The organism is Clostridium sp., from assembly GCF_051656525.1.
In the GTDB taxonomy this organism is placed as follows: Bacteria; Bacillota; Clostridia; order Clostridiales; family Clostridiaceae; genus Clostridium.
In genome coordinates this window covers 1-12,062 of sequence record NZ_JBOGCC010000098.1, presented here as the reverse complement: position 1 = coordinate 12,062, position 12,062 = coordinate 1, and the positions used below count along the sequence as shown (strand labels likewise).

General features: G+C 26.6%; 12 protein-coding genes and 1 tRNA gene. 1 reads left to right on the top strand and 12 read right to left on the bottom strand.

Annotated features, from left to right (window positions below):
- The 6 genes from ACRDDY_RS04450 to ACRDDY_RS04425 all read right to left on the bottom strand — a co-directional run.
- On the bottom strand, positions 1–275 hold a 275-nt coding region (locus tag ACRDDY_RS04450), incomplete at its 3' end, for a metal ABC transporter substrate-binding protein (protein ID WP_438563766.1).
- A gap of 69 nt (positions 276–344) precedes the next feature.
- Positions 345–2,897, bottom strand: coding sequence for an ATP-binding protein (locus tag ACRDDY_RS04445; protein WP_438563765.1), 2,553 nt, complete (start codon positions 2,895–2,897; stop codon positions 345–347).
- The gene (locus tag ACRDDY_RS04440) at positions 2,887–3,972 is read right to left on the bottom strand and encodes a metallophosphoesterase family protein (protein ID WP_438563764.1); all 1,086 of its coding nucleotides are present in this window, start codon (positions 3,970–3,972) and stop codon (positions 2,887–2,889) included. Before ACRDDY_RS04440 ends, ACRDDY_RS04445 begins: the two co-directional genes overlap by 11 nt.
- A gap of 97 nt (positions 3,973–4,069) precedes the next feature.
- A complete protein-coding gene (locus tag ACRDDY_RS04435; RefSeq protein WP_438563763.1) occupies positions 4,070–4,270 on the bottom strand; it encodes a small, acid-soluble spore protein, alpha/beta type in 201 nt (66 codons plus the stop codon).
- 94 nt (positions 4,271–4,364) lie between these two features.
- Entirely contained in the window at positions 4,365–4,952 is a 588-nt protein-coding gene (locus ACRDDY_RS04430) for a hypothetical protein (protein WP_438563762.1), read from the bottom strand.
- A 267-nt stretch (positions 4,953–5,219) separates the two neighbouring features.
- Positions 5,220–5,295, bottom strand: a tRNA-Trp gene (locus ACRDDY_RS04425).
- Positions 5,296–5,464: 169 nt separating this feature from the next.
- Here ACRDDY_RS04425 and ACRDDY_RS04420 point away from each other — a divergent pair.
- Positions 5,465–6,535 (top strand): NAD(P)H-dependent flavin oxidoreductase, encoded by a 1,071-nt coding sequence (locus ACRDDY_RS04420; protein ID WP_438563761.1) that lies wholly within the window; start codon positions 5,465–5,467, stop codon positions 6,533–6,535.
- Positions 6,536–6,570: 35 nt separating this feature from the next.
- On the opposite strand, the gene ACRDDY_RS04415 is transcribed toward ACRDDY_RS04420, so the two are convergent.
- From ACRDDY_RS04415 to ACRDDY_RS04390, 6 genes are all read right to left on the bottom strand, one after another.
- Entirely contained in the window at positions 6,571–6,918 is a 348-nt protein-coding gene (locus ACRDDY_RS04415; RefSeq protein ID WP_438563760.1) for a hypothetical protein, read from the bottom strand.
- A gap of 161 nt (positions 6,919–7,079) precedes the next feature.
- Positions 7,080–8,120, bottom strand: a complete 1,041-nt coding sequence (locus ACRDDY_RS04410) for a hypothetical protein (protein ID WP_438563759.1) — start codon at positions 8,118–8,120, stop codon at positions 7,080–7,082.
- A 121-nt stretch (positions 8,121–8,241) separates the two neighbouring features.
- Complete coding sequence (locus tag ACRDDY_RS04405; RefSeq protein ID WP_438563758.1) at positions 8,242–8,724, bottom strand: DedA family protein; 483 nt, start codon at positions 8,722–8,724, stop codon at positions 8,242–8,244.
- A gap of 194 nt (positions 8,725–8,918) precedes the next feature.
- A complete protein-coding gene (gene asrC, locus ACRDDY_RS04400; RefSeq protein ID WP_438563757.1) occupies positions 8,919–9,938 on the bottom strand; it encodes a sulfite reductase subunit C in 1,020 nt (339 codons plus the stop codon).
- 13 nt (positions 9,939–9,951) lie between these two features.
- Positions 9,952–10,959 carry a 4Fe-4S dicluster domain-containing protein gene (locus tag ACRDDY_RS04395; RefSeq protein WP_438563756.1) on the bottom strand — a complete coding sequence of 336 codons (1,008 nt, stop codon included), beginning with the start codon at positions 10,957–10,959 and terminating at the stop codon, positions 9,952–9,954.
- 413 nt (positions 10,960–11,372) lie between these two features.
- On the bottom strand, positions 11,373–12,062 hold a 690-nt coding region (locus ACRDDY_RS04390), incomplete at its 5' end, for a M20/M25/M40 family metallo-hydrolase (protein ID WP_438563755.1).

Genomic DNA, 12,062 nt, shown 5'->3' with positions numbered 1-12,062 from the left:
TCTTCCATTCCTAGTCCATTATATATAAATAATTTACTTTGTAATAACTCTTTAAATGTTTTTGTATTTGGTTCAAAATGATGTGGTTCCTGACCTTTTGGTACCAATGTAATTACAGAAACCTTATCCCCCCCAATAGCTTTTGTAACTTCCGCTATAGGAAATATGGATGCTGTGACTTGTAATTTTTCACTCTTCTCTTCATCTTTTGATGAACATCCAACTCCTAACATCATTATCATTCCTACCCCTAATATAGCTATGATTTTTTTCATCTTTCCCTCCTTTTGCATATGATTTGCATTTACAAGTAAAATCATAACCTTTATTTTCCTCTCTGTCAATTAAATAACTATCTCATTATAAGAAATTTTTAGTTTTTCTAAAATTTTCTTTTCTATTCCTTGACATGTAAATATTATTGTTTGATTTTCTTCTCTTTCATATAAATATTTTAGTGCTTCCTCTCTTCTTCTGTCATCATATTGACTAAAAGCTTCATCTAAAATTATTGGAACATCTATTCTCTCAAATATTATTTTTATAATTGCAAATCTTACTGCTAAATATAGCTGATCTTTAGTTCCTTTACTTAAATACTCGCTACTAAACCATCTTTCTCCTTCAATCTCTAATGAATAGTTTTCCTTTAAAATAACATTTTTATACCTATTGTTAGTTATTTTACTAAATATTTCTCCTACATATTCATTTATTTTAGGTGTAAATTTCTCCTTTAACTTTCTATCTATACTTTCTAACTTTTCTATACTAATATCTAATGCTTTCATTTTTTTTCGTAATTCTTTTATTCTTTCTTCTTCTATGAATATATCTTCTTCTATAATATTTATATCTCTTTCCTTTTCTAAAATATATTTAATCTCTCCTTCTAATTCCTTTCCTCTTTTTTCATAAAATATAAGCTCTTTTGAACTATTTTTTACTTCTTCATCTATCTCCTCTTCTTTTTTATATGATGAACATTCAATTAAATCCTTACTCACTTCTATTTCTTTTCTTATTTCATAAATATCCCTATCTTTTAATAAAGCCTTATATGTTTCATTATTTCTCTCAATATCTTCTTTTAACTCATTTTTTCTTTTTAGCTTTTCTTTATATTCTTCTATTACATCTTTGCATTTTTCCACTGTAACATTACTATCTATTTTTTGTACCTCTAATAAAATTTCTTCTTCTATTTTGCTCTTATCCTCATATAAAAACTCTTTCCTTTTTTTATTACTTCTTATATCTTCCTCTATTCTATCAATCTTTCCTTTAATAGTTTCATACATACTAACTTTCAAAAGTAATTCCCTTTCATCTGCTGATTCTGTCATTACTCTAATTGACCTTAACATTTCTTCACTTTGAGTGTATTTCTTATATCCTTTTTCTATATCTAAATCCTCGATTCTATTAAGTCTTTCTTCAATCTTCAAATGAGCTTTCTCTTCTATATTTTTAACTTTCTCTAGTTCCCTTATCCCTTCTTTAAGCTCATTTATATTTTTAAATTTATACCTCTTTAACATACTATTTTCTAAATTTAAAATAAAGTAGCTTACAAGAACTCCAATTATTCCAAATAAACTTACTATAATTAAAAGTTTTTTATCTATAATAAATCCAATTATTGCTACAAAAATAAGAACCATTATTACTCCTATATATCTTTTCATATTAAATTTATTATTTACACTTTCTAAAAGTTCCTTCATTTTATTTATATCATCGTCTATTGAAAGATTTTTTTCATTAAGTCTTTTCTTATGTTCTTCTATACTTTTCTCTTCCTCTTCTATCAACTTTTTTAACTTTCTTTCACTTTCCAATTTTTCTTTAAATAACTTAGTCTCTACCATTAAATTATTTATTTTCTCTTTTATGTTCCCACCTAATGAATAAAATACATCTAATTTTTCATTTTCTTTTTTTATTTTTTCTTTTTCACTTTTAAACTCTTCTATATTACTTTCATTTTCTTTTATTTTTAAATCTATAATATTCACTTCTTCAAATTTTTTATCTAAAATCTCTAATTCAGCTTTGCTTATCTTATTTAATTCTTTATAAAGATCTTGCTCTTCCTTTTTATTAACCTCATTCTTATTAAAATACTTTATTATTTCCTCATACTCTTTTCTTAAATTTCCTCTTTTTAGATGTTTTTTATAAATCTCAAGATTTTCTATACTCTTTCTTATACTCTTCTTTTTCAATTTAACTTCTTTAAGCTCTATCTCTTTTTCTAAAATTTCTTTCTTCAATCTTTCTGCTTTATAAAGTTCTTCATTTAAATTATTTAAAATTTCATTACTATCTTTTAGACACCCACTACCTCTAGGACCTTGTATCTCTTTTCTTTTCTCTCTTAACTTATCAATCGCCCTATCTATTGATACATCATCATCATTTTGACTTAATGTACTTTTTAATCGTTCCTTTATTTCATCTTCTTTTTTCTCTTTCTCTAAAATTATTTTTTGTTGTCCTATAAATATAGTCCTAGAAAAAGTTTTTTCTGTTACTTCTAATAAAACTTCCCCAACTTCCTTTTTACTTAAATTTAATTTTTCTCCTGTTAGAAAATTTAGTACTTCTATAGAATCACCTTTTTTAGTTTCTCCAAACTTTCTTTTTATTAAATAACATACTTCATTTTGCTCAACTAAAAGCTCTCCCTCCATTATTCCACCACTTAACGGAAGATACTTTATTCTCATTTTTTTACCACTACCTAAACCAAAAAGCCAAATTTTTATAAACTCTTGTATAGAAGACTTCCCCACTTCATTTTCTCCAAAAACAAGATTTATTCCATTACAAAAATCTATCTCCTTATTTTTAATTCCAGCAAATCTAATTATTTTTACCCTTTTAATAATCATCTAAAACTATCTCCTCATCATTTAAACTTCTCATTCCCAATGATAAAGCTAAATTAAAAATCTCCTCATCAATACTACCATCTTTTTTTAATTCTTCTATAAACATATGTTTAATTGAATTCTCTTTAATCTCAATCTTTATCTTTGTTTCATCTATAATTTTCAGACTATAATGGTTTAAGTTTCTTTTTAGAAGCTCCTTATCAATAACTATGTTTTCTTCTATATTTCCTATAAGTTTTATCTTAAAGAAGTTCTCCTTTTTCTTACTTTCTAGTTCCTTTAGTATTAATCTTTCTATATCATATAAATTTTCTGCATTTTCTATATTAATTTTTAAAGTTTCATATTCACTTATTGAAGTTTTTCTAAACTCTAAACTTGTATATCCTTTTCTAATCTTTCCTATTATTATTCCTTTTTCGCCTTCCTCATCAAAGCCTCTACCTTGTGGACACCCAGAATAAGCATAATAAGTTTTTCCAACTCTCTTTACCCCACTATAAAGATGAATATGCCCAAGTCCAATATAATCTAAATCACTTTTCTCTATATCTTCTAATAATATTGGATTATATTCACTTTCTTTTACTCCTAAATCACCATGCCCAATTAAAATATTTATATTTTCAGAATTTATATTAATATCTTTCATTAATGTCTTATATTGATATTTTTCATTAAAGCCAAAACCATGAATTGATACTCCCTCCACATCAACTCTCTCCATACCTTCTTTAAATATATACACATTTTTAGGCCACTCTATAATGTCATAAAAAGATTTTCCATTAAACGGATCATGATTGCCTGGGCTTATAAATACTTTTGTATAAACTAATTCCTCTAAAATACTTTTCACAAAACTTACAGTTTCTTTTTTCACTCTATTATTATCAAAAATATCTCCCCCAATTAATAGTATTTCTACTTTCTCTTCATTACATATATCTATAATCTTTTTAAATACATCTTTTATAAGTTCTCTTACTTTAACTCTTAAATTTCCTTCTAAGTCTCTAGTTGTTGTATCTAAATGTATATCACTACAATGAATTATTTTAACCTCTCTCATAAAAACTCTCCTCTCATAAGAACTCTAGTTCCATTTTATTATATACATTTTTTGTAAAAAATCCAAATTAAAAAAAAGCTACTGCACTTGCAATAGCTTAATTTTCTTTATTCTCTTTTATAATACTTGCTTCATACTTCTCTACCATTCTTTTTACCATCTCACCACCAATTGCACCACACTGTTTTGCAGTAAGATCACCATTATATTCTTTTAAAGGAACTCCAATCTCTTTTGCCACTTCATGCTTAAAAGCCTCAAGCTTACTTACCTTTTTTCCTAAAGATTTTCTTTTCATACTTAAACGCCTCCTTGATTTTCTAAATTTTAAATCAAGCTTCATTTATTATTATGTATAAATTACATATTTTAATTCTATGTAATTTTATCCACTATGAAAAAGCTCTAAACTTATATCCTTCAGCTTTTAAGTCATCTATTTTTTCATTAAATTCCCCTTTATGTTTCTCAAGTTCTTTTACATTTTCTATAAAAACAACCATACTTTTTTTATCATCTGATTTAAATGTATATAATTGATTCAAATTTAAAGCATCTATTTTACTTTCCTCTAATGCTCTATTTAAATCTACTCCATTTGGAATTACAGTATCTCCTGATTGTTGTATTCTACTATTCTTATTTACAGCTTCATTTTCTAAAAAACTTATCTTTATATTTAAGCCTTTTCCTATATTTATAATTGCATTTATTTCACCTTCAGTAATATCTTTATCTGCAACTACTACATATCCTTTTTCTTTTTCATTTTTTAATGATTTAACATTTTGATAAGTTGCTTTTGTAATTACTTCTACTACTGAGTTTAGTTGTTCTTGTGACTCATTTATAGTGTTGTTTGTTGTTACAATTTCATATTTTTGTGATGAAATATTTCCTTTTACTATAACCATTCCTAATGTTAAAGCTAGTAACACTATGAATACTCCAAAAATTAATCCTTTATTTAATTTTTTCATATTCTCCCTCCTTCACTAAAACTTTAACTTTATTTGTTTATATTATATCACATTTTTTAAACTTTTGGTGAATTTTTTGGAATTTTCTTTAATTAAATAATCTTTTATTCAAAATAAATTATTACTCTAGTCTTTTTTTGTCATATAATCTATTTTTTTCTTAATTTATTCATTTTCATTTTTAATTTTTAATATTTTATTCCTATTTTTAGAAAGCTTTTATTTTCTAAATTTGCATAAAAAAAAAGACATTCAAATGAATGTCTTTGGCAGGGGCAGTAGGACTTGAACCCACAACCAATGGTTTTGGAGACCACTACTCTACCAATTGAGCCATACCCCTAAGTCTTCTATATTTTATCAAATAATATTTATCTTGTCAACTTTTTTGTTTAATTAATAAAATTTAATTACTGGTTGTTAAATTAGATTTTTTAGATTATAATGGAATAAATTAATTTGATAGTCAAACTATTTAATTTTCAAAATATATATAAGTGAGGGATTTTTTTATGAATATTAAACCTTTAATAATCGGTAACTTAAAAGTTAGACTTCCAATCATTCAAGGTGGTATGGGAGTTGGAGTATCATTATCTTCTCTAGCTTCTGCCGTTACTAATGCTGGTGGTATAGGTGTTATATCTACAGCTGATATTGGATTTAAAGAAAAAGATTTTAATACAAACTCTAAGCTTGCTAATCTTAGAGCCTTAAAAGAACATATACGAATTGCAAAGGAAAAAACGAAAAATGGTATCTTAGGAGTTAATATCATGGTTGCAACTAAAGACTATGAAGATTACGTTAGAACTGCCATTGATGCAGGAATTGACTTAATTATTTCTGGTGCTGGTATGCCTACTGCTCTACCAAAGCTTGCAAAAGATTCAGCAGTTAAAATTGCGCCAATTGTTTCATCTTTAAAAGCTTGCAGAGTAATTTTAAAACTTTGGGAAAAACATAACAACAGATTACCTGATGCTGTTATTATAGAAGGTCCTAAAGCTGGTGGTCACCTTGGTTTTAAAAAAGATCAAGTTGAAAATCTTACTACTGAAGAATTTGATAAAGAAATATCTTCAATTATTGAACATGTAAATGAACATGGTTCGCGTTTTAATAAAGATATTCCTGTTATAGTTGCAGGTGGTGTTTTTGATGGTTTTGATATAGCTAAGTATTTAAAACTTGGTGCTTCTGGTGTTCAAATGGCAACGCGTTTTGTCGCTACTACTGAATGTGATGCTTCACCTGAGTTTAAAGAAGCTTATGTTAATTCAACATTAGATGATATTAGTATTGTTGGTAGTCCTGTTGGAATGCCTGGTCGTGCAATTTTAAATCCTTTTGTTCAAAAGACAAAAGAAGGTAAAATTCCAGTAAAGAAATGTTATGATTGTTTAATACCTTGTAATCCTAAGGATACTCCTTATTGCATAACACAAGCCTTAATCAATTCTGTTACTGGTGATTTAGATAATGGATTAATTTTCTGTGGCGAAAATGCACATAGAATAAAGGAAATTGTTCCAGTTCAAACTTTAATGGATACTTTAGAAAAAGAAATCTTAGAAGCATAAAAGATGAGGCAAATGCCTCATCTTTTATTTTTCATCTATTTTCTTGATTCATATATTTCATTAACCTCTTTAGTTACACTATCTATAAATACTTCTATTTCCTTTACTAATCGTAATTCATTTAACCATTCAACAGCTTGTACTTTTTCAATTTCTTCATTTATGTACCTATTTTTTATATCTATTGCTTTATTTTTGAATTGCTCTTCTATTTTATTTTTTTCTTCTTCATCAGTTAACTTTTCAAATTCTTTAATTGCTAAGACATAATTATCCTTTTCTATATTTCCTCCGATTTTTTCAATATCAGTTTTACCACACCCTACTAATACTACTGCTATACCCAAAATACTTAGTGATACTACAATTTTTTTAAATTTCATAGTCATCCTCCTTTTATACCATCTCAATCTTACCATTTTAAGTTTTTTAAGTAAATATTTAATTTAAAAGTATTTTTTTATAATTTAATAGTCTAATAAAGTTTTTCCTATAAATTTTATATTTAAATATAAAAAAGCTACCTTTTCAGATAGCTTTTTTCCTACATATACGTGTTAACTAAGTAATAACACCTATCTTTTATTTGATCTCTTTGTGATTGATAATTTGCAGTTTGCTTAACTAACGAATCCGTATATTGACTTTCACTTTGCTTTGCTTGATTTTCCATATTAGTTTTCCATATATTTTCATTGCTTTGTAATGTATTCCAATCTGAACTAGATAATTTTCCTTGAAGTGTTTGTAGTATTTTATTTAACTCATCATTCCACTTATTATATTTATCTTTTGCTCTTGTAAGCTTCTGCTCATATGTAGTTGCTCCAAGTTCCATATTATTAACTGCAATATTAAGATTATTTAATTCTAATAAGTATTTTCCCTTTTGATAAAACTTATTATTTTTTGCATCTTTGATATTAAGCTTTTGGTCTATTCCTATAGTTACTTCTGATACATAAGCTTGTTGCGTTGAACTTAAATTATCACTCTCCATATTTGATATTAAGTCTAATGCCTCTTGATATTTTCCTGCATTATATAAATTACTTAAATTTAAAATATCAGTAGTCGCTTTTGCATCATTTTTCTTCTGTGCATTCGGATTTCCTTTTTTTATCTCACTTTGAAGCTCATCTATCTTCTTGCTAATTGGATATCTTGTATAACTGCTTGGAATATTACTAAGTGCTACTTCAGCGTCTTGAACATCTCCAGTTTGATAAAAGGCTTGTGCTTTCATATATCCTTGTAATATTTTTATCATATCTGTTGCATTTTCATTTGAACTATCTACATTTAATGCATCTTGATAATTAGTTATAGCTCCATTATAATCACCGTTTTCAACATCGTTATTCCCATCTATCATATAATTATTTATTTTCTTCCCTTTTGATTCTCCTACTCCTTTAAATCCACTAAAACTGTGGACTAAAAAAATAATACCTACTATTCCTACCACTATAATTACTATAACTGCTAACATTCTTCGCCTTTTATACTTTAGTTGCATATTCTTCTTATTGCTAACTTTATTTTTTTCTAAGGCTGATTTCTGTGATTTTTTTCCTTTGTTCACTTTACCGCGTCTCCTTAGTTACATTTTCCTTAATCTATATATACTAATATTATATATAACTTAATTAATAATTTTATCGTCAAAAATGTTATTTAATTATTTGTTAATATTTTAGTATATTCTAAACTAAATATCCTAAAAAATATCCTCCTCCTACAATAGTTCCATTATAAACAAATAATCCTATTGTAGAGGTTTTAATAAAATCTAAGAAACTTACTCCAAGTCCACCTTCTATAACTGGTACTATAGTTCTTATTACCGGCATACATCTTGTGCTAATTCTTCCATAACTATTTTTAGACATTTTCTCTGCTTTTAAAATAGCATTTTTTGATTTTGGAAATTTTCTAACTAATATATCAATAGCTTTAGGACCTATATATCTACCGATAAAATATAAAACTATATTTCCAAGTAATGCTGCTGCTAAACAAACACATAGTGCCACCATTAAGTTTACATTCCCTTTTTTTACTATAACACCTATTCCAGCTAAAATTACTCCTGCTGCAAGTCCTGGTAAATTTAAATGTTCTAAAAACACAAGAATAAATATAATAATTAATCCATACCTTGCAAATAACTCTAATAGTTGTTCCATATATCTTCCTCCACATCTTAAATTCTCTCTTAACATTGAACTTATACTTTTCATTCCATAATTTTCTATATTCCTATTCTACTATAAATATCTTAATTTTCCCTTAATCATCACTTAGTAAATCCTTAATATTAAATTAGCTTTTTCATTTTATTTTTAAGAAAAAAAGGAAGTTTAAAACTTCCTTTACTCATTTATTTTATAACATCTTCTGCTTTAACTACATTAATGTTTGATTTATATTCAATTTCACTCCAATTAATTCTCTTAGCAATTTTAGCTTCTTCATTAAAAATAACATCTTTAAATAAAAACTCTTTTACTTTTTCATATCCAACCATATCCATTAAATGCCCTCCATGAAGATAAACAGGTTTTCCATGTAAAACATATTTAGAAAATGGTATCCAATTTTCAAAAATACTTATTAATGTGTCTTCCGTTACATAATCTACAAATACTTTTCCCATTCTTGGATTTTTTCTTCCAGTTCTTCCCCCCATAGTTACTCTATATAACTGCTTATCATATCTTTTCATAGCTCTAGTTGGACAAACATCTGTACATTCCCCACACCCAATACAAAGATCTCTATTTATAGTCATTTTTCCATTTTCTTCAGTTATCGCACCAACACTATGTGCTCTACAAGCTCTTTCACATCCACCACATTCAACACATCTATTATAATCATATTGTGGAAGTGTAACCCCATATATTCCAAAATCACTCATATGCGCTTTTATACAATCATTTGGGCATCCAGTTACATTAATTTTTATATGGTAATGACTTGGATAAATTACTTTTTCAAGCTTTCTAGCAAGCTCTACTGTATTAATATTAGCTTTTATACAATGCTCTCCACCAATACAAGCTCCTATATTTCTTGCCCCAAGAGATGGATATCCTTTATCATTAGATTCCATATCTACATTACACTCTTCAATCTCAACTGCTTCTATATATGATTGCACTAACTCATTTACATTTTCAATATTTTCATACTTAATTCCTGGAATATTAAATGTTTGTCTTGTTCCAAAATGAAATTTACCATTTCCATATTTAGTTGCAATCTCTTGAACTAAACCTAAATGTTTCGCATCAGTAATTCCTCCTGGAACTCTCATTTGAAACATAAATTCTCCTGGAATTTTTGATTGACGGAAACAATTAGCACGTAGTGCTTCTACATTTATATCTTTATTCATCTTAGGCTTCCTCCTACTTCTCTAACTCTTCTGTTAATCTTGTTAAAGTGTTTGCAAAACTAATAAGTTTTGGACAAATACTTGTACAACGTCCACATCCAACACATAGTTGCTCTTCTGAATTTTCAGTTTTTGGATTATAGAATTTATCAAAAACTCTTTGTTTAACTCTTGCAGGTACTAAATCTTTTACTGTATAACCTTTTAATGATTTAGTTTTTATAAGCTGACATCCATTCCAAACTCTTCTTATTTCTATAACATCTGAATTATTAATTTTAACTTCTTTAGTAGAAAGGCATGTACAAGTTGGGCAACTAGCATTACAGCTTCCACATCCTATACAACGATTCTTATATTCATTCCAAAATTCTAAATTTCTTGCTTTATCTAAAGCTTTATAATCCCAAAGTTCAAAATCTGGAAGTTTAACATTTACTCCATCTTCTTTAGCAAATCTTATTTCAAAATCTTCTTTTTCATTCTCATCAATAACATATTTATCAAAATCAACATCTTTTATTTTGATAAGTATATTATCTCCGTCAAATCTTATTCCCATTGAATAATTATCTGTTTCATTAGTTTTTGTTGAAACACAGTAACATGTATCAAATGCCTTTGGACATTCCATTACCATAAATTTTACTTTTTCACGTCTTGCCCTATAATAATCATCCTTCATAAACTTGTTATCAATTCTTTCCATAGCATGAATATCACAAGCACGAAGAATTATAATTTTTTTCTTTTCGTTATCTTTATCTTCATTTTTTATAATATTTCCATTTATCTTTACTGCATATAAATGATTTATAGGTAATAATACTTCTTTCGCTGAATAATCAGATCTTCTATCATAAACAACATCATTAAATGAATTTATTTTTCCATATCTGATACTATCTACATTACTATATCTACCTTCATTTTTATAAGCTATTGGTGCAAATACATCATATTCTTTTTGTAATTTGTTTAAAAAGCTGTCCACATTATTTTTAGAAAATTTAATGTCCATAAAGTCACTTCCTCATATTTTATCGTTCGTTCAATGAAGAAAATTATAAAGCATAATTCCGTAAAAATACAGGGATTTACTACTCAATAATAATTATTCATTAACATAATTATTATTATATAATCCATTTATTATCAAATGTACTTTTTAAATATCTGTGCCCTATTAAAAATCTAAAAAACATTAAATATATATGTAAATTTTAATTTTACTATAATTTATCAACTAATTCTTAGTATTCCTATCATATTTGCATAATAATTTCTATTTTTTAATTAAATTTATAAAAATTATACTAATTTTTTATGAATATACTTTCTAATTTCAATTTAGTTAGTCAAATTTATACTTCAATTAAAATAAGACTCCACTTAAGCAAAATTAAATTCTACTTGAGTGAAGTCTTATTTATTTTATTTACTTAAATATGCAATTAATAATTTTATTGTGTTCTCTATTGCTACATAATGTGTTCTTTCCATTCCATGACTTGCATGAACTCCAGGACCTATAAGGGCACCTCTAATATCATTTCCACCTCTAAGTGCTGCACTTACATCTGAACCATACATAGGGTATATGTCTACTGCATAATCTATGTTATTTTCTTTTGCTAAATTTACTAATGCAGTTGTCATATTGAAATCATATGGTCCACTACTATCTTTTGCACAGATTGATACTTGATATTCATTGCAAGATAAATCATCTCCAATGCAACCCATATCAACTGCAATAAGTTCTGTAATATCACTTGGAATATATGATGAACCATGTCCTACTTCTTCATATACTGAAATTAATATTTTTGTTTTATATTTTAATTTTATATTTTCTCTTTTTATTAATTCAAGCATGGAAAGTAAAGCTGCAACGCTTCCTTTATCATCAATAAATCTTGATTTTATAAATCCACTTTCTGTTATAACAGTTTTTGGGTCTATAAAGATGAAGTCTCCTGGATTTATCCCTAAAGTTTCAACATCTTCCTTATTTTTCACTACTTCATCAATTCTAATTTCCATGTTTTTTTCATCTCTAGGTTTTGATTTACTATCCTCAAAAACATGTGCTGCTGGACTAGTACTTAAAAAAGTTCCAGT